Source organism: Marinobacter sp. EN3 (genome assembly GCF_000475315.1).
GTDB classification, from domain to species: domain Bacteria; phylum Pseudomonadota; class Gammaproteobacteria; order Pseudomonadales; family Oleiphilaceae; genus Marinobacter; species Marinobacter nauticus.
This window is the reverse complement of sequence record NZ_AXCC01000024.1, coordinates 1-17,706: the sequence shown is the minus strand read 5'-3', so window position 1 is coordinate 17,706 and position 17,706 is coordinate 1. Positions and strand designations below refer to the sequence as shown.

Below are 17,706 nucleotides of genomic sequence, written 5' to 3'. Positions count from 1 at the left end.
ACGGTTTTATAACCATGGCACTGGGCCATATAACCAGTATAGGACCGAACAGTTACTCACGTGTAATTTTTTGTAACTGCGCGCGGGGCGTCCGAGGATGGAGCCGCTATCCGGACTCTGGCACAATGCCGGATTGGTTTTCTTTCATACAGGCACGCTATTGATCGGGGATAATCGGGTTTGAGCCAGGAGCAATCGCATCTCATGCTGCCTTCGGATTCAGCCTGGCTGGCTCTGGAACGGCCCGAAAACCCGATGACCATCACCATCATGCTGAGGGTCGACGGGCTGACGCCGACCCGTTTCCGGGAGTTTCTGGAGGTATACTGGCTGGCCTGGGAGCGGTTCCGTTGTCGCCCGGTATGGCGTGCCCCCGCCTGGTATTGGGAAAAAGACCTGACCTTCTCCGCGCCCCAGCATCTTGACGTGGCGCTGGACCGGTTCGAGCCGGAACAGTTGCAGGACTGGGTCTCGGAGCGCCTGAACGAGCCCTTACCGCTGTATCGTCCACGCTGGAAATTCTGGTTGGCCCCCAACGCACAGGGTGGTGCCGCGTTAGTCTTGAGACTGCATCACTGTTACGCCGATGGTTTGTCCCTGCTGGGTATTTTTGACCGCCTGTGCCCGGCATCGCCGCGCCAGTACCCGGCCGTTTATGGATCAACGGAGGAGCCCCGCGCAGGAGCCTGGATGGCGGCTGCCCAAAGCTGGCTGGAAGCCCGGATGGCAGAGGCGCTTCCGGCTGTCTCAGGTTCTGTCGATGCGCCATCAACGCCAGGCACTGGCAAGAGCATGGCAGGCCGTGCTCTGGAAAACAGTCTGCGCTTGGTGCACGAATTCAGTGAGTTTCTGGTGACCCCAGAGGACTCTCCATCTGAGTTGAAACGCTCGCTACTCGGCCGACGCAGCTGCCGCTGGTCCTCCCCGATACCTCTGTCCCGCTTCCGCACCATTGCCCGGGCAACCAGTACAACCATCAACGATGTCCTGCTCGCCTGCGTGGCGGCGGCAGTCAAGCCCCGACTGGGTATGACCCCGGAGCAACTGGATGAGACGGTGATGCACGCGGCCGTGCCGGTCGACATCCGGGCTCGCCTGCCCGACGGCGTGCGGCCGGAAGAGGGCGAGCCCGGTAACTGCTTCGGCACGGTGTTCGTGCCTTTGCCGGTGGATGGAGAGAGTGCCCTGGAGCGGTTGTTCCGGATCAAGCATGAAACCCGGAAACTGAAGAAAAGCTGGCAGCCTGGCCTGGCCTGGGGCCTCACTGCCTGCGCCTCCCTGCTGCCGGATGTCGGCCGCAAACCCCTGGCCGACCTGTTCTTCCGCAAGGCCTCGGCCGTGGTTTCCAACGTACCGGGCACCCCGGAAACCCGTTACCTGGCCGGTTGCCCCATTACCGAGCAGATGTTCTGGGTACCCCAGGCCGGGGATATCGGCCTGGGTGTGAGCATTGTCAGCTATGCCGGGCAGGTGCAGTTTGGTGTGGTTGCAGATGAGGCGGTGATGGCGGATCCTGCGGCATTTCTGGAGGATTGCCTGGCGGAACTGGATCAGCTGGACTGACCATACGACCATTGGCTTAGCCGATTCTTGCTGCGACTGTCTGCAAACCTTCCGGATTGGGTCTACCTTTGTTGTGTTAACGCAAAAGGCTGCGTTGCCCTGCGACAAACACAACAAAGAGGCAGAAGTCATGATCTATGCACAACCCGGACAAGAAGGCTCCGTTGTTTCCTTTAAATCCCGTTATGAAAACTACATTGGCGGCGAGTGGGTGGCGCCTGTAAAAGGCCAGTACTTCGACAACATCACCCCGGTCACCGGCGCTGTGTTCTGTGAAGTACCCCGTTCGACTGCCGAGGATATTGACCTGGCACTGGACGCCGCCCACAAGGCTGCACCGGCCTGGGGCAAGACATCCCCTACAGAACGATCCAACATCCTGCTGAAAATTGCTGATCGCATCGAGGCCAATCTCGAAAAGCTGGCCGTGGCGGAGACCTGGGACAACGGCAAAGCGGTTCGTGAAACATTGAATGCCGATGTCCCGCTGGCGGCCGACCACTTACGGTATTTCGCTGGTTGTATCCGGGCGCAGGAAGGGCACATGAGTGAGATTGATCACAACACCGTTGCTTATCATTTCCACGAGCCGCTGGGTGTTGTCGGTCAGATTATTCCCTGGAACTTTCCGCTGCTGATGGCCGCCTGGAAACTGGGTCCGTGTCTGGCCTCCGGTAACTGCACGGTGCTTAAGCCAGCCGAGCAAACACCGGCCAGTATTCTGGTGTTGATGGACATTATCGGTGATTTGCTGCCACCGGGTGTGATCAACATTGTGAACGGCTACGGCATTGAAGCGGGACAGGCTTTGGCGACCAGCAAGCGCATTGCCAAAATCGCCTTTACCGGGTCAACGCCAGTGGGTTCCCACATTCTTAAGTGCGCGGCGGAAAACATCATTCCTTCGACGGTTGAGCTGGGCGGTAAGTCCCCGAATATTTACTTCTCGGACGTTATGAAAGCGGAGCCGGAGTTCGTCGACAAATGTGTTGAAGGTCTGGTGTTGGCCTTCTTCAACCAGGGTGAGATCTGCACCTGTCCGTCCCGAGCTCTGGTTCAGGAGGATATGTTCGAAGAGTTCATGCAAAAAGTGGTTGAACGCACTAAATCCATCAAACGCGGCAACCCTCTGGATACCGACGTTCAGGTGGGGGCTCAGGCTTCCAAAGAGCAGTTCGATAAAATCATGTCGTATATGGAAATCGGTCGCCAGGAGGGCGCGGTGGTGCTGACCGGCGGTGACCGTGAGCATCTGGAAGGCGAGTTCAACAACGGCTTCTACATCCAGCCGACCTTGTTCAAGGGCGACAACAAGATGCGTGTGTTCCAGGAAGAAATCTTTGGGCCGGTGGTGGGTGTCACCACCTTCAAGACCGAGGAAGAAGCCCTGGCCATTGCCAACGACACCGAGTTCGGCCTGGGTGCCGGCGTGTGGACCCGCGATACCAACCTGGCCTACCGCATGGGCCGCAACATCCAGGCCGGCCGGGTCTGGATGAACTGTTACCACGCTTACCCGGCTCACGCCGCGTTCGGTGGTTACAAGAAATCCGGTATTGGCCGGGAAAACCACAAGATGGCGCTGGAGCACTACCAGCAGACCAAGTGTATGTTGACCAGCTACGACACCAACCCTCTCGGGTTCTTCTGAATAAAGTAGGTGCGCGGCCGCGGGTTTCCGTGGCCGCTTTGTTCGTCCAACTTTATATTTTGTAGACACCTGGTTTATATTTTGTAGACACCTGGTCTAATTTTTGGGATGTTAATTAGACGATCGGTCTAATTAAGGGTGATGGATGAATCAGCTACCAGTAAAGCGCCGACGGGGCAGACCGCCCAAATTCTCGGCAGCGAGTTATCAGAACACCCGGGATGCCTTGATTCAGGTGGGCCTGGGGGTGCTGACAGAGAAGGGCTACTCCTACACCGGCATAGACGAAATCCTGCGCCAGGCGGGCGTGCCCAAGGGCTCCTTCTATCATTACTTCGACAACAAGGAAGCCTTCGGCAGGGCCCTGATTGAGGCTTACGGCCAGTTCTTTGCGAAGAAGCTGGAGCGCTCGTTGTCCGATGCGTCCCTCAGCCCCCTGGCGCGGATTCAGGCCTTTGTGGATGGCGCCAAAGCGGGCATGCAGAAGTTCGATTATCGCCGGGGATGCCTGATTGGCAATCTCGGTCAGGAAATGGCGGCTTTGCCAGAGAGCTTTCGGAGTTTGTTGTGCGCCGTTTTCCGGGACTGGGAGTCGCGGGTTGAGCGGGTTCTCGAAGAAGCTCGCAAGCTTGGTGAAGTGTCCCAGAGTCTGTCCTGCGACCAGATGGCACAATTCTTCTGGACAGGGTGGGAAGGTGCGGTGCTAAGGGCCAAGCTGGAACAATCCCCGGAACCGCTTGACCGATTTGCCCAGGGCTTTATGGCGCTGGTGCGCGGTTCCTGATGACAACCGATCTACTCACGTTCACGAAACAGTGGAGGCAACATGTTCAAAGCAATCCTGATAGAAGGCAGCCGTGGCGACCAGCAGGTGGCGCTGAAATCCGTTGATGAGTCCCAGTTGCCCGAAGGCGATGTGACCGTTGAGGTGGCCTACACCACCCTGAACTACAAAGATGGACTGGCCATTACCGGCCGCGCGCCCATCGCGAAAACCTATCCGATGGTGCCGGGCATTGACCTGGCTGGCGTGGTGACGGAATCGTCCAACCCTGAGTTCAAGGCCGGAGACGAAGTGGTTCTTAATGGCTGGGGCGTGGGCGAGAAGCACTGGGGTGGTCTGGCCCAGAAAGCACGACTGTCCGGGGACTGGCTGATCCCGCTGCAGGCGCCATTCACGGCCCGTCAGGCCATGGCCATAGGTACCGCGGGGTATACCGCAATGTTGTGCGTGATTGCGCTGGAGAAGCACGGCGTCACACCGGATTCCGGCGACATTCTGGTGACCGGGGCCACTGGCGGAGTCGGCAGCGTAGCCGTCGCCATCCTGGCCAAGCTGGGTTATTCGGTAACGGCAGTGACCGGCCGGCCCGAAGAAGAAGCCTACCTGAAATCTCTGGGTGCCAAACAGATTCTGGATCGGGCCGAGCTGAGCGAGCCCGGTAAGCCGCTGGCTCGTGAAACCTGGGCCGGGGCGGTGGATGTGGCCGGTGGCCAGGTGCTGGCAAACGTCTGTGCCGGCATGAAATACCACGGTGTGGTGGCGGCTTGCGGGCTGGCAGCGGGCATGGATTTCCCGGCGACAGTGGCGCCTTTCATTCTGCGTGGCGTGACCTTGTGTGGCATCGACAGTGTGATGGCGCCGAAAGCAGACCGTTTGCACGCCTGGAAGCGTCTGTCTGAGGATCTGTCCCCTGAGTTGCTGGACAGCATGATCACCGAAGTGGCCTTTGACGACGTCATCGACGCCGCCAGCCGGCTGATGGACGGCAAGATCCGGGGTCGGATTGTGATTCCCGTGGCCGGGTAATTCCGGCCCGTCTCCCTAACGATACAAAGAAACAGAGGACGTACCATGCCAGCACAGAACGAATTGCCCATCAGCCGCTTCCCGGTGCCCGAGCTGGATGCTTTGCCGGAGGATATCCGCAGCCGCATTCTCAAGGTTCAGGAGAAGTCCGGTTTCATCCCCAATGTGTTCCTGGCGTTGGCGCACCGGCCAGCGGAGTTTCGGGCGTTCTTCGATTACCACGATGCCTTGATGGAAAAAGACAGCAACCTCACCAAGGGGGAGCGTGAAATGATTGTGGTGGCTACCAGCAACCTGAACCAGTGCCAGTATTGTGTGGTGGCCCACGGGGCGATTTTGCGGATCCGGGAAAAGAACCCGCTGGTGGCCGATCAGGTGGCCGTGAATTATCGCAAAGCCGATATCACCGAGCGTCAGAAGGCCATGCTGGATTTCGCCGTGAAGGTTTCCCAATCAGCGTACGAAGTCAACGACAGCGATTTTCAAACGCTGCACGAGCATGGCTTCACCGATGAGGATGCCTGGGATATTGCCGGCATCGCGGCCTTCTTCGGCCTGTCCAACCGCATGGCCAATGTCACCAGTATGCGCGCAAACCCCGAGTTCTACTCTCTGGGACGATAGGTGTTAATGGCGCTCTCCCCCGATGCTCTGTAATTTGTAGACGCTCGGGCCTTCGGAGTGTCTACACTTACTGGCAGGCCAACCAGTAGGGAGAGCGTCCATGTCTTCATCAGATAACAGTCTCACTAACCACGAAGTCACCATCTGCCTTGCCGGTGGCGCCGTGCTGGGTCCGTTCAATGCCACTTGGAGCCAGGACTCCGGCGGTGATGTACGAGAGCTGGTGCGCGAGTACGATGCCTTTCTGCAGGGCGAGAAGCAGAGCCGCTTCAAGTTTCACCTGCACGACACCTACACCAATACCGTGCACACACTGATTCTGAATTTTGAGCAGGTGACCGGTATCTGCGACCATGTCCGCCTGAAATCCCATGGTAACGGCACCTGAGGGCCGCTGTGGGAAGCTATCGAGCGTGACGTAAGGAGGATGTGATGACCGAGTTCAGAACTGAAAAAGACAGCCTGGGTGAGGTCCGGGTACCGGACAGTGCGCTCTGGGGCGCGCAGACCCAGCGTGCGGTGGACAATTTTCCGGTCAGCGGGCAGCCGATGCCGCCCGAATTCATTGCCTCTGTGGTTCAGGTTAAACGTGCGGCGGCCCAGGCCAACGCGTCACTGGGCTTGCTGGAGCCGGAGCTGCGTGATGCCATTTGTGACGCCTGCGACCGGTTGCTGAAAGGGGAACATGCGGATCAGTTTCCGGTGGACCGTTACCAGACCGGCTCCGGTACCAGCACCAACATGAACGTGAACGAGGTGATCTCGGCTCTGGCGCGCGAGCAGGGCGTGGAGGTAAATCCCAATGATCACGTCAACATGAGCCAGAGTTCCAACGACGTGATCCCGACTGCGATCCATGTCAGCGCAGTGCTGGCAGTGAAAAGCCGGCTGCTGCCGGCGCTGTCGCATCTCCGGGGAGTGATCTACGGCCGGGAGGCTGAACTGTCCGGGCAGGTGAAGACCGGGCGCACCCATCTGATGGATGCCATGCCGGTGACACTTGGCCAGGAGCTCAGAACCTGGCGGGAGCAGGTCGCGGCGACCGAGCTTCGCCTTGAGCGGGCCATGGAGGACCTGGCGGCACTACCCCAGGGCGGTACCGCGGTAGGTACCGGGGTGAATGCGGCCTCTGAGTTTGCTGGCCAGTTTGTGAAGTTTCTGAAGCAGAATACGGGCTATCCGTTCCGGTCGCTGGAGCACAAGTTTCTGGGGCAGAGTGCGGTTGATGCGCCTGTGGCACTGTCTGCCCAGTTCCGCGGTGTGGCCGTGGTCTTCACCAAGATCGCCAATGATCTGCGCTGGATGAACAGTGGTCCGATCCATGGTCTGGCTGAAATCAGCCTGCCGGCCTTGCAGCCGGGCAGCAGCATCATGCCTGGCAAGGTGAACCCGGTGATACCGGAATCGGTGGCGATGGTGAGTGCCCAGGTGACCGGGCTGGATGCGGCTGTCGCCATGGCGGGCCAGTCCGGCAACTTCCAGTTGAATGTGATGCTGCCACTGGTGGGCGCAAATCTGCTGGATATGTGCGGATTGCTGACCAATGCCTCGAACCTGCTGGCAGACAAGGCCCTGCAAGGGTTCACCGTTAATACCGAAAACCTGAATGCGGGGGTGGGTCGAAACCCGGTTCTGGTGACGGCATTGAACCCTGAAATCGGCTACGCCCTGGCCGCGGATATTGCCAAAGAGGCATACCGTAGCGGGCGCCCGGTTATCGACGTTGCCGAGGAGCGGAGCGGATTGAGCCGCAAACGGCTTGAGGAACTGATGGACCCGCTCAAGCTGACCCGAGGCGGACTGACCTGATCTGGCCGGCTGTTAACAGGGGAAAGCAGAGTGCTGTTGTCGCTTGAGTTGTTTGTCATGCTGGTGCTGGCCAACGGGTCTCCGGTGGTTGTGGCGCGGTTGTTTCATCGGCATGGCAGCTGGCCCCTCGATGGTGGCCGGCTGTGGCGCGATGGCCGACCGCTGCTGGGGCCCAGCAAAACCTGGCGTGGGCTGGTATCCGGCGTTCTGACCTGCGCGCTGTTCGCCCTGTGGGTGGGTCTGGGCTGGTTGTTCGGAGCGCTGTTTGCTTTCCTGTCGCTGTGGGGCGATATGCTCAGCAGTTTCACCAAGCGCCGTATGGGATTGGCTTCCAGCGCCAGGGCGGTCTGGTTGGATCAGCTGCCCGAGGCGCTGTTACCTATGGTGATGGCCTGGTACTGGCTGCCGCTGCCACTGTGGGAGGCGGTCGCCGTTGCCCTTCTGTTCGCATTGTCCAATATGTTGTTCTCTCCGCTGTTTTACCGCCTCGGTATACGTAAACAGCCACACTGAACTCAGGGCCCGCGAGTGAGGGTGTGAATGGTCACTTCCGGAGGGCAGTTCAGACGCACATTCAGGACCGAAGTGCCGGCTCCCGGTGAGGTGTAGCCTTGCATGCCGTTTACCTGCCAGAGCCCGCGGCCAAGGCGCCTCGGGCAATCGGAGTCGAGCGTCAGCGGGATGCCGCCAGGCAAACAGAGTTGCCCACCGTGGGTGTGGCCGCAGAGAAACAGGTCGTAACCGGCATGGGCGGCTTCCCGCCAGATTTCCGGCGTATGACTGAGCAACAGGCTGATTCCCCCTGCGGGTATATCGTCGCCGGCCCGGTGCAGGTTGTGAACCTTGTAGTAGTGGGCATCGTCCACACCGGCCAGGTACAGGCGGCTGTCGCCGCGCTCCAGCGGCACCATTTCATTCATCAGCAGGCGATAGCCCATGTCTTCAAGAGCCGGCACCATTCGTACACTGTCGTGGTTGCCCAGCACGGCATAGGCGTCGCCGTGAATGGCCAGGCGCAGTCTGGCCATACCGTCCAAAGCATCGTCTACAGGGCCCCAGGTGCGTTGGCGGTAATCGCCGGTCAGAACGCACAGATCGTAATCCAGCGGGGCGATTTGCCGTATAACTGCCTGCAGGTTCGCTTCGTCCATATCGACATGCAGGTCGGTCAGGTGAAGGATGCGGAAGCCTTCGAAGGCCGATGGGAGATCGGGCAACACGAAGGTGTTGTGCTCGGTGGTCAGTTTCAAACTGTTGGCCTGAGCCCGGCGTAGCAGGCCCACGGCCTTCAGGCAGAAACGAATCAGTCCCGGAGCGTTGGTCAGGTTTTCCAGATGGAACGAGCGCTTGTCCCGCCCGAACACCCGGGCTTCGGTTTCCCGCTCAATGCCGAGGCGTTGACGGGCATGGACGGGCCCGAGCCTCAGGCTCAGGCGGTAGTGGAGCAGCTCATCCTGATTTTCCGATACGCGAACCCTTGCGGTCATGCTGTTATCCCTGATGCCGAGCGGAACCTTATCAGTGGTTCCTGTCTTAATTATGGTTGTTGCCCTGGGTAGTGCAAATTACAGGTGCTGATTTGGCTTTTCAGTATTGAGACGCCACAATCAGTGATACATTCGACGATGTATAGTGTACGGAGTGGCCCATGACCGATGCATGTAATCTGCCCGGCCTAAGTGTTCCCAGGAGTCGTTTCCCGGACCCTGAACAGGATCTGCCTGAAGCGGCCGGTGAGTCCCGGCTGGTGTTGGCGGGGGGCTGTTTCTGGTGTGTGGAAGCGGTCTTTCTGGCGGTTGACGGTGTTCAACGTGTGACCTCTGGTTATGCCGGCGGTGAAGCCAGTACCGCGAATTACGAGGCGGTCTGTACCGGGAAAACCGGGCACGCCGAAGTCATCGAGGTGCATTATGATCCGGCACGGGTCAGCTTCGGCCAACTGTTGAAGCTGTTCTTCTCGGTGGCCCATGATCCCACCCAGCTCAACCGACAGGGTAACGATGTCGGCAGCCAGTATCGCTCCGCGATATTCTATGAGACCCCAGAGCAGCACGATGTAGCCGAGGCGTATATCCGCCAGCTGGATGCCGCCGGCGTGTATCAGGATCGCATCGTGACCACCCTGGAGCCCTTGGAAGCCTTTTATCCGGCTGAGGAGCACCACCAGAACTTTGCCGCCCGTAATCCCTGGCAACCATACATCATGGCGGTAGCGGCACCGAAGATGGAAAAGCTGGTCAACACCTGGCCCGAACAGCTGAAGCCTGAATTCAGCAAAGACGACCCGGACCAGGCTTGAGGAGGCACCGATGTCTGTATCTGCAGCAGGCTATGACCTGACACCGTTAACCCGGGCAGAAGTGGAAGCCCGGGCTGAGCATCTTTCTGAGGAAGAACGCCGGGTGCTGCTCGATCACGGCACCGAGCGTCCCTTCTGTGGCACGTTGCTGGATAACAAAAAGCCCGGCACCTATCATTGCCGGTTGTGTGATCTGCCGCTGTTCAGCTCCGATTCCAAGTTTGATTCCGGCACTGGTTGGCCAAGTTTTTTCCAGCCCTTCGACCCGGAGCATATCCGATACCTGGAGGACTCCAGTCTTGGAATGACCCGTATCGAAATTCGTTGCCCCCGTTGCGACAGTCACCTGGGCCACGTGTTCCCTGATGGGCCGCCACCTACCGGGCAGCGTTATTGTCTGAACTCCATTGCCATGGTGTTCTCTGAATCGAACTAGAGTCTGAATATCGCGAGCTCTTTGTTGCGGCTATAATGCGCCTTTCTTTTTAGGGCCGACCATCTGAAATCGGCTCTGGTGAAAGGTGATCGATGGTCAGACTGAAATTAAACCCGCTCACTGAATCGGCTACCCTGCTGCGTCGTGCCGGCGTCGTGATTGGCTCCGTGGGGCTGACGGCGCTGTATTCGCTCTTGATCCTGTTGCGGGCGCTTTTCGGACGCCTGAACCGGCCGATTGTCGACAAATATTGCCGGGAATGGTCGGCGGCGTTGTTGCGGCTGGTTCGGGCGAGCCTGGTTGTTCGCGGAGAAGTGCCGGACTTCAACGATGGTCGGCGCTACATCATCATGAGCACCCATGCCAGCCACTACGACATCCCGGTCAGTTTCGTGTCGCTGCCAGGTTCAATCCGCATGCTCGCCAAAAAGGAGCTGTTCAGCATTCCTCTGCTGGGGCAGGCCATGAGGGCGGCCGAGTTTCCATCTATTGACCGTTCCCGTCGAAACCGGGCGGTAAAGGATCTGGAGAAAGCCCGTCAGATGATGGAAAGTGGCATTGTGTTGTGGGCAGCCCCGGAAGGCACCCGCTCTCCGGACGGTCAGCTGTTACCCTTCAAGAAAGGCTGCTTTCACCTGGCGCTGGACACCCAGGCTGTGATTGTACCGGTGGCGATTCGGGGGATTCATCGGGTGCTGCCCGCGCGCACCTGGCAGATTAACCTTGGGCAGCCGGTGGATGTGCGCGTGGGCACCCCCATCGACACGGTAGGAAAAAGCAAGGACGACATTGCGGAGATTATGGCGGGCGTGCGGGAGAATCTGGAGGAATTACTGGGCAACGGCGAGGCAGAATAAGCTGCCCCGCCGGCGATGCTCAGGCGGCGGAGACCACGGTAGAGAACAGATAGCCGGTGTAACCGATATAAACGGCCAGCAGCAGGGCACCGTCAACCCTCGATACGAGTTTGCGCCAACCGGTCAGGCCGAAGCCCATGACCAGAAGCGCCAGGGTCAGGCCCAGCATTAATGTCCAGTCCCGGTACAGCACCTCAGGGTCTACCGACAACGGTTGAATCGCCGCGGCGAGCCCCACCACGGCCAGGGTGTTGAAGATGCCTGAGCCCAGGATGTTGCCCAGAATCAGGTCGTGCTCGTTCTTCTTCACGGCGGCAATAGCTGAGGCCAGCTCCGGCAGTGATGTGCCGATAGCGACAATGGTCAGGCCTATGATCAGATCACTCACACCCAGGCTCTGGGCAATAGCGACCGCACCCCAAACCAGAAGCCTTGAACTGACAATCAGCAGAATCAGCCCGATTACCAGCCAGATAATTGCGGTTTTCAGGGGCATGGGGTGGGCAACGATTTCGGACTCAGCATCCCCTCCAAGCGGGTCAGCTTTGCCACGTATCCCCTGATAGATGGACCAACCCATTACCGCGGCAAAGACGCCCAGAAGCACCCAGCCATCCAGTCGGCTCAGCTCTCCGTCGATCAGTTGCGCACCGGCAATCAGAGTGAGTACGACCAGTAGTGGCAGTTCTTTGCGGATGACCTGTGAGTGCACGGCGATCGGCGCGATGATGGCGGTCAGGCCAACAATCAGGGCGATGTTGGTGATATTGGAGCCGTACCCGTTTCCGAGAGCCAGGCCGGGGTTGCCGTCAGACGCAGCCATGGCAGAGACCGCAAGTTCCGGAGCAGAGGTGCCGAAGCCGATAATGACCATGCCGATCAGTAGCGTAGGCATGCCCAGGTGTTTCGCGGTGGCGGCGGCTCCTTCCACAAATTTGTCCGCGCTCCAGACCAGCAGGATCAGGCCGGCAATAACGGCACCGATGGCCATCAACATAGAGAAACCTCAAAAAGATTAACGTCGGAAACTCCGGCCCATGGCCCGGAGGAAAGTGTTTGGCGCACAAGATACCGTATTAGGGGGCGATTGGTCAGCACTGAGATGCGCGCCGTTGCAGGTAACTACGGATGATCCAATGGTTGGGCGACGGGGTATCAGACTAAAGTGGCGCTGATATTGTTAACAAAACACGAGACAATCCCGGCAAAACGATAAGATGACGGGCAATGTGCCAACACACCGGTAATCGCACCACTGGTGCCAGCCGTGCCCGCAACCGACACGCATCAATTGATAATCGCAATTTATTCTTTCGGCGAAAATCGGGATAATTGCGCGCAATTTCAGACCGGAAGCTCACGGCAGCGCCGTCTACCTCGCGCCAGGCCGGCTTCCGACAGGCCACTTTGCTGATCGTGGAGTGGCAGCAGGCTTCAACACTAAGCTAGGGTGAAAACCAATGGCCGTTAGACAGGCAGATGTAGTGCTGGTCGGTGGGGGCGTCATGAGCGCGACCCTCGGCATGATGCTCAGGCAGCTGGATCCGTCCCTGGACATCGTCATGGTGGAACGTCTTGACCACGTTGCCCATGAGAGCACCGACGGATGGAACAATGCAGGTACCGGGCATGCCGGTTACTGCGAGCTGAACTACACCCCCGAAACCGATGATGGCGATGTCGAGATTGAGCGGGCGTTGAAAATCAATGCCCAGTTCGAGGTGTCGTTGCAGTTCTGGTCTTACCTGGTGGAGCAGGGCATCCTGCCGGAGCCGACTTCTTTCATTAATCGTACGCCACACCAGAGTTTCGTCTGGGGCGAGAAAGACGTGGCGTTTCTAAAGCGCCGTTACGAGCGTCTGAGCGGGCACCACCTGTTCCAGGAAATGGAATACACGGAAAGCCCGGAGGATCTCGAAGAGTGGATGCCGCTCGTAGTTCGCCACCGTGATCCTATGCAGCGTGTGGCCGCGACCCGAATCAAACATGGTTCCGACGTGGATTTTGGTTCACTGACCCGAAGCATGGTGAAATGGCTGGAAACCCAGCCCAACTTTGAACTGATGCTCAGCAGCCCGGTGCACTACATTGACCAGCGCGACAATGGCCGCTGGAAACTGCGGGTGAAAAACCAGAAAACCGGTGAACTGACCAAGCTGGAAGCCGGCTTCGTGTTCCTCGGTGCTGGTGGTGGCGCGCTGCCGTTGCTGCAGAAGTCTGGCATTGATGAGGCCCGCGGTTACGGTGGCTTCCCGGTCAGTGGTCAGTGGCTGGTGTGCCAGAAGCCGGACATCGTCAAGGAGCACCATTCCAAAGTGTACGGTAAGGCACCGATTGGCGCGCCGCCGATGTCTGTCCCTCACCTGGATACCCGCATCATCAATGGCGAACCTGCCCTGCTGTTCGGACCGTTTGCAGGCTTCACCACCCGCTTCCTGAAGCAGGGCTCCATCTTCGATCTGATTGGTTCGGTGCGGGCTACCAACCTGCGCCCGATGCTGTCAGTCAGCAAGAGCAATATGGACCTCACCCGTTATCTGATCGGCGAAGTGTTCCAATCCCATGCCGACCGTGTGAATTCCCTGCGCAACTTCTTCCCGGATGCCCGTGAAGATGACTGGAAGTTGCAGATGGCTGGCCAGCGGGTGCAGATTATCAAGCAGACCGAAGAGGGTGGTGGCAAGCTTGAGTTCGGCACCGAGATTGTCGCAGCTAAAGACGGCACCCTCGCCGCCTTGCTGGGTGCCTCTCCCGGGGCTTCTACTGCGGCTAACGCCATGATCAATGTGCTTGAGCGCTGCTTCCCGGAGAAGATCAAGAGCGAGCAGTGGCAGTCCCGCATGAAGGAGCTGGTGCCATCCTATGGCCAGTCTCTGGTGGATAATGAGGAGCTGCTCAACAGCGTTCGTGAACGGACCCTGTCAACGCTCAAGCTCAGGTAATGCTATCCTCTTGATTTGAGAATTCTCAGATCAAGAGGACAGTTATGGCCAATGATCATCGTCAGGCGCTTAACGGCGCCGAAGTGTTTATCCGGGCACTTGAGAATGAAGGCGTAAAATACATTTTCGCCGTGCCCGGCGAAGAGAATCTCGCCTTCCTGGAAGCGTTACGCAATTCCAGTATCCGCCTGGTGCTGAACCGGCATGAACAGGCTGCCGGCTTTATGGCGGCGACCTATGGGCGACTGACTGGCCAGGTGGGAGTTTGCCTGTCCACGCTTGGGCCGGGCGCCACCAACCTGGTGACGGCTGCCGCCTACGCCCAGCTGGGCGGCATGCCCATGATGATGATTTCCGGCCAGAAGCCCATCAAGTCCTCCAAGCAGGGGCTGTTCCAGATTCTGGATGTGGTAGATCTGATGCGGCCGCTTACCAAATACACTCGCCAGATCAGCAACGCCAACACCATTCCCGCCAAGGTTCGTGAAGCGGTTCGCCTTGCCTCGGAAGAGCGCCCCGGCGCTGTGCACCTGGAGTTGCCCGAGGACATTGCCGAGGAGTCCGCCGAAGCGGGCATTCATATCTTTAATCCCAGTGATGCCCGTCGGCCAACGGCCAGTGAGAAGAGCCTGGAGATGGCCTGCGACATGCTGCGCAGGGCCCATCATCCACTGATCATGATTGGCGCCGGCGCCAACCGTAAACGGGTGTCCAAAGCCTTGCTGCACCTGGTGGATGTGACGGGCATTCCGTTTTTCACCACTCAGATGGGTAAGGGTGTGATTGATGAGCGTCATCCCCGTTACATGGGCAATGCAGCCCTGTCCGCCGGCGATTTCGTTCACTGCGCCATCGACCGGGCGGATCTGGTGATCAACGTCGGCCACGATGTAGTGGAGAAGCCGCCCTTCTTTATGACTCCGGGCGGTAAAAAAGTCATCCATGTGAATTTCAGCGGGGCCGATGTCGACCCGGTGTATTTTCCGCAGCATGAGGTGGTGGGTGACATTGCCAACAGTGTGGAGTACATGGCCGAGCACTGCGGACAATGTGCCAACCACGATTTCACCGGCCTGATGGAAGTGAAGCAGGCGGTCGACAAACATCTTCAGGAGCGGGCCACTGATGACCGTTTTCCGGTGATTCCCCAGCGCATTGTCCACGATGTCCGATCGGTGATGCCGGATGATGGCATCATTGCGCTGGATAACGGCATGTACAAACTCTGGTTTGCCCGCAACTACCCGGCTTACGACAACAACACCGTGCTACTGGACAATTCTCTGGCCTCCATGGGCGCGGGCCTGCCCAGCGGCATGATGGCGGCCATGCTTTATCCGGAGCTGAAGGTTATGTCGATCTGCGGCGATGGCGGCTTCATGATGAACAGCCAGGAGCTGGAGACTGCTGTTCGCCTTGGGCTGAACCTGGTCGTGCTCATCATCAACGACAGCGCGTACGGCATGATCAAATGGAAGCAGGGGCAGGATGGCTATGAAGATTTCGGGCTGGATTACCGCAACCCGGATTTCGTGAAATACGCGGATTCCTACGGTGCCGTTGGCCACAGGGTTAACCGTACCGAAGAATTGCGCCCGACTCTTGAGCGCGCACTGGAGGCCGGGGGTGTTCACCTGGTGGATGTGCCGGTGGATTACAGCGAGAACCGGCGAGTCTTTGATGAAGAGCTGGCGGAGCTCACCTGCCGGCTTTAGCCGGCCTGGGCAGCTCCGCGCAGCATGGCCTGTAACAGTTCCTCTGCGTCAAACTTGGTCAGGGCCTCGTTGGCCCCGACCTGATTGGCGTAGCTCAGGCTCATCTCACTGTTCAGTGAGGTGTGCAGGATGATGTAGGGTTGCTGGAGGCTGGCATTATCCCGGATATCGAAAGTAAGCTCGTAGCCATCCAGGCCCGGCATCTCAATGTCACTCACCAGGATGTCGATCGGGTGCCCTAACTCATGCTCCCGGAGAAGAACCTGCAGAGCTTCGTCGCCATTGGCGGTCACGTGATAGCTGATGTCTTTGCTGTCGAGGACGTCAGACAGCTGCTTTCGGGCCACCTGAGAGTCATCCACCAAGAGGATGTTCAGGGATTTGAGTGTCTCGCTCTGTACATCCGTAAGAGCCACGGTCTGGGCGTCGAGCGATTCCGGGTAGACCTTGGCGAGGAGTAGCTCGACATCCAGCAACTGGATAATGTCGCCATCCACATCCAGCAGGCCGGTAATAAAGGCGTTGGCGCCCAGGGCCTTGGGCGGCGGCATCACGCTCTTCCAGTCTGTCTCGATGATCTGCTGAACACTGCGCACCAGAAAGCCGATTTCCTGGCGCTGAATGTCAGTAACAATGATGGACGCTTTCGCCTGCTCTTCGCGGGTGAGGGCCGGGTAGCCCACGGCTGCGGACATATCGATGACCGGCACGGCCGAGCCTCGGAAGGTTGCGGTTCCGATCACGGCGTGATGGCTATGGGGTAGCTTGGTTAGCCGCTGAAACGGGAGAATTTCCCGGATTTTCAGGGTGCCAATGCCAAACAGCCGCGATCCGAACAGGCGGAACAGAAGGAGTTTCTGGGACTGCTTCGCTTTGCTGGACATAAACCGATCCTTGCAAAAAAGATGAAAGCTCCTTGCTGAGCTTGCTGTCACGATTGGTGCTCTGAGAAATGAAACAAGGCGCCAGCGATCAAAAGGTTATGTAGCAATAATAGCAGCTTTATGCTCAGCGATTCGTCATCAGCTTTGTATCAAATGGTGACAGGTCTTTTGACAGTTCGCCTACCAGGGCAGGTTTGTAATCACCAACCAGCCAGTGCCAACGCTAGTGGCGATGGCAACCAGAGCCAGCAGCCCGTCCCGGGCGACAATGGACAGCCCGAACGCCATCAGTGCCAGGCCACCGCCATTGGCACTGAAGGGGATAAGTTCCATCATCGGCATGGCAGCGGCCACCGCCATGCAAATCAGTGCCATCAGATACTGGCCAGCCCCGGAAACCAACCAGGGCAAGCGCCGCCGGGTCCAGTGATCGACAAATGCCGCAGGTTTGTTTGCCCATTGCAGGCCTTTAAACAGTGTCTGTTTGGAAATATGGCGGTTCGATAAACGGGAGGGAATCCAGACTGAGCGACGCTGGAACAGCAACTGCCCCAAGGTAAGCAGAACCAGCAAGCCCAGTAAGGTGGGTACGCCGGGAATGTCGCCAATTAGCGGCGCCACCGTTACCAGGCCGGCCAGCAGGACCAGCGGGCCAAAAGAGCGCTCACCCACTGCGGTCATCAGATCCCCGACTGATACCCGATCCTGATTCCGCGTATGGTCCCGTATTCTGGCGACCAGCTCTGTCAGGCTTTCCGGGTCGTTTGGCTGGTTCATGGTTGGCTTCCTTTTCCAGAGTGCTGCGAAGGTGCTGCAGGAATTGAGTCATTCCAGAAACGAAAAAAGCCTCTGAAATCAGGGGCTTTTCTCTTGCAAGGTGGTGGAGACGGCGGGAATTGAACCCGATGCCGCACCTATTCCCTGCCCCACAGAAAACCACAATAGCCCATAAAACAGCCACTTACAAAAGCGGCATTCCACACAGAACCACTCAAAACCGCAGTTTCATTGACACTTTGTGGACACTTTCAGTCGCTATAGCATAGCGGCGCTATTGCGCGAGAATTGCAATCTCAGGGTGTCAATGGTTCACCATGCATATTCCGGCCCATCGTG

General features: G+C 58.4%; 17 protein-coding genes. 13 read left to right on the top strand and 4 right to left on the bottom strand.

Translation table 11 applies throughout. From position 1 onward, the window contains the following. The first annotated feature begins 204 nt into the window (after positions 1-204). The 8 genes from Q675_RS28700 (at position 205) to Q675_RS28665 (ending at position 7,970) form a co-directional block, all read left to right on the top strand. Entirely contained in the window at positions 205-1,563 is a 1,359-nt protein-coding gene (locus Q675_RS28700) for a WS/DGAT domain-containing protein (RefSeq protein ID WP_023011240.1), read from the top strand. 130 nt (positions 1,564-1,693) lie between these two features. Continuing rightward, positions 1,694-3,214: an aldehyde dehydrogenase family protein gene (locus Q675_RS28695; RefSeq protein WP_011786822.1), complete on the top strand. Its 1,521-nt coding sequence runs from the start codon at positions 1,694-1,696 to the stop codon at positions 3,212-3,214. A gap of 145 nt (positions 3,215-3,359) precedes the next feature. Continuing rightward, positions 3,360-3,998, top strand: coding sequence for a TetR/AcrR family transcriptional regulator (locus Q675_RS28690; RefSeq protein ID WP_023011239.1), 639 nt, complete (start codon positions 3,360-3,362; stop codon positions 3,996-3,998). A 42-nt stretch (positions 3,999-4,040) separates the two neighbouring features. Then, entirely contained in the window at positions 4,041-5,024 is a 984-nt protein-coding gene (locus Q675_RS28685) for an MDR family oxidoreductase (protein WP_023011238.1), read from the top strand. Positions 5,025-5,069: 45 nt separating this feature from the next. Then, positions 5,070-5,648 (top strand): peroxidase-related enzyme, encoded by a 579-nt coding sequence (locus tag Q675_RS28680; RefSeq protein ID WP_011786819.1) that lies wholly within the window; start codon positions 5,070-5,072, stop codon positions 5,646-5,648. A gap of 100 nt (positions 5,649-5,748) precedes the next feature. Beyond that, the gene (locus tag Q675_RS28675) at positions 5,749-6,036 is read left to right on the top strand and encodes a hypothetical protein (protein WP_011786818.1); all 288 of its coding nucleotides are present in this window, start codon (positions 5,749-5,751) and stop codon (positions 6,034-6,036) included. Between the two features lie 44 nt (positions 6,037-6,080). Further along, positions 6,081-7,457, top strand: a complete 1,377-nt coding sequence (locus Q675_RS28670; protein ID WP_023011237.1) for a class II fumarate hydratase — start codon at positions 6,081-6,083, stop codon at positions 7,455-7,457. Positions 7,458-7,487: 30 nt separating this feature from the next. After that, positions 7,488-7,970 carry a CDP-archaeol synthase gene (locus tag Q675_RS28665; RefSeq protein ID WP_023011236.1) on the top strand — a complete coding sequence of 161 codons (483 nt, stop codon included), beginning with the start codon at positions 7,488-7,490 and terminating at the stop codon, positions 7,968-7,970. 2 nt (positions 7,971-7,972) lie between these two features. Here Q675_RS28665 and Q675_RS28660 read toward each other — a convergent pair whose 3' ends face one another. After that, on the bottom strand, positions 7,973-8,944 hold the full coding sequence (locus Q675_RS28660) for a metallophosphoesterase (protein ID WP_023011235.1): 972 nt from the start codon (positions 8,942-8,944) through the stop codon (positions 7,973-7,975). A gap of 161 nt (positions 8,945-9,105) precedes the next feature. Between Q675_RS28660 and msrA the strand changes: the two genes are divergently transcribed. The 3 genes from msrA to Q675_RS28645 all read left to right on the top strand — a co-directional run bounded on the left by msrA (position 9,106) and on the right by Q675_RS28645 (position 11,049). Continuing rightward, positions 9,106-9,756: a peptide-methionine (S)-S-oxide reductase MsrA gene (gene msrA / locus Q675_RS28655; protein WP_011786814.1), complete on the top strand. Its 651-nt coding sequence runs from the start codon at positions 9,106-9,108 to the stop codon at positions 9,754-9,756. A gap of 10 nt (positions 9,757-9,766) precedes the next feature. Further along, positions 9,767-10,192 carry a peptide-methionine (R)-S-oxide reductase MsrB gene (gene msrB / locus Q675_RS28650; RefSeq protein WP_011786813.1) on the top strand — a complete coding sequence of 142 codons (426 nt, stop codon included), beginning with the start codon at positions 9,767-9,769 and terminating at the stop codon, positions 10,190-10,192. Between the two features lie 92 nt (positions 10,193-10,284). After that, positions 10,285-11,049, top strand: coding sequence for a lysophospholipid acyltransferase family protein (locus Q675_RS28645; RefSeq protein WP_011786812.1), 765 nt, complete (start codon positions 10,285-10,287; stop codon positions 11,047-11,049). 19 nt (positions 11,050-11,068) lie between these two features. On the opposite strand, the gene Q675_RS28640 is transcribed toward Q675_RS28645, so the two are convergent. Further along, positions 11,069-12,046, bottom strand: a complete 978-nt coding sequence (locus Q675_RS28640; protein ID WP_011786811.1) for a calcium/sodium antiporter — start codon at positions 12,044-12,046, stop codon at positions 11,069-11,071. Positions 12,047-12,509: 463 nt separating this feature from the next. Between Q675_RS28640 and mqo the strand changes: the two genes are divergently transcribed. Both mqo and Q675_RS28630 read left to right on the top strand, forming a co-directional pair. Then, positions 12,510-13,991, top strand: coding sequence for a malate dehydrogenase (quinone) (mqo, locus tag Q675_RS28635; RefSeq protein ID WP_011786810.1), 1,482 nt, complete (start codon positions 12,510-12,512; stop codon positions 13,989-13,991). 44 nt (positions 13,992-14,035) lie between these two features. Beyond that, a complete protein-coding gene (locus Q675_RS28630; protein ID WP_014422627.1) occupies positions 14,036-15,706 on the top strand; it encodes an acetolactate synthase large subunit in 1,671 nt (556 codons plus the stop codon). Here Q675_RS28630 and Q675_RS28625 read toward each other — a convergent pair. Together Q675_RS28625 and Q675_RS28620 are read right to left on the bottom strand one after the other, a co-directional pair. Beyond that, the gene (locus tag Q675_RS28625; RefSeq protein WP_014422626.1) at positions 15,703-16,590 is read right to left on the bottom strand and encodes a chemotaxis protein; all 888 of its coding nucleotides are present in this window, start codon (positions 16,588-16,590) and stop codon (positions 15,703-15,705) included. The genes Q675_RS28630 and Q675_RS28625 overlap by 4 nt on opposite strands. Positions 16,591-16,770: 180 nt before the next feature. After that, a complete protein-coding gene (locus tag Q675_RS28620) occupies positions 16,771-17,367 on the bottom strand; it encodes an exopolysaccharide biosynthesis protein (protein WP_023011234.1) in 597 nt (198 codons plus the stop codon). Positions 17,368-17,706 lie beyond the last annotated feature (339 nt).

Bases quoted from the DNA above. Each gene is read 5' to 3' on its own strand.
- Q675_RS28700 (WP_023011240.1), top strand. From the start codon at position 205: ATGCTGCCTTCGGATTCAGCCTGGCTGGCTCTGGAACGGCCCGAAAAC.
- Q675_RS28695 (WP_011786822.1), top strand. From the start codon at position 1,694: ATGATCTATGCACAACCCGGACAAGAAGGCTCCGTTGTTTCCTTTAAA.
- Q675_RS28690 (WP_023011239.1), top strand. From the start codon at position 3,360: ATGAATCAGCTACCAGTAAAGCGCCGACGGGGCAGACCGCCCAAATTC.
- Q675_RS28685 (WP_023011238.1), top strand. From the start codon at position 4,041: ATGTTCAAAGCAATCCTGATAGAAGGCAGCCGTGGCGACCAGCAGGTG.
- Q675_RS28680 (WP_011786819.1), top strand. From the start codon at position 5,070: ATGCCAGCACAGAACGAATTGCCCATCAGCCGCTTCCCGGTGCCCGAG.
- Q675_RS28675 (WP_011786818.1), top strand. From the start codon at position 5,749: ATGTCTTCATCAGATAACAGTCTCACTAACCACGAAGTCACCATCTGC.
- Q675_RS28670 (WP_023011237.1), top strand. From the start codon at position 6,081: ATGACCGAGTTCAGAACTGAAAAAGACAGCCTGGGTGAGGTCCGGGTA.
- Q675_RS28660 (WP_023011235.1), bottom strand. From the start codon at position 8,944: ATGACCGCAAGGGTTCGCGTATCGGAAAATCAGGATGAGCTGCTCCAC.
- msrA (WP_011786814.1), top strand. From the start codon at position 9,106: ATGACCGATGCATGTAATCTGCCCGGCCTAAGTGTTCCCAGGAGTCGT.
- msrB (WP_011786813.1), top strand. From the start codon at position 9,767: ATGTCTGTATCTGCAGCAGGCTATGACCTGACACCGTTAACCCGGGCA.
- Q675_RS28645 (WP_011786812.1), top strand. From the start codon at position 10,285: ATGGTCAGACTGAAATTAAACCCGCTCACTGAATCGGCTACCCTGCTG.
- Q675_RS28640 (WP_011786811.1), bottom strand. From the start codon at position 12,046: ATGTTGATGGCCATCGGTGCCGTTATTGCCGGCCTGATCCTGCTGGTC.
- mqo (WP_011786810.1), top strand. From the start codon at position 12,510: ATGGCCGTTAGACAGGCAGATGTAGTGCTGGTCGGTGGGGGCGTCATG.
- Q675_RS28630 (WP_014422627.1), top strand. From the start codon at position 14,036: ATGGCCAATGATCATCGTCAGGCGCTTAACGGCGCCGAAGTGTTTATC.
- Q675_RS28625 (WP_014422626.1), bottom strand. From the start codon at position 16,590: ATGTCCAGCAAAGCGAAGCAGTCCCAGAAACTCCTTCTGTTCCGCCTG.
- Q675_RS28620 (WP_023011234.1), bottom strand. From the start codon at position 17,367: ATGAACCAGCCAAACGACCCGGAAAGCCTGACAGAGCTGGTCGCCAGA.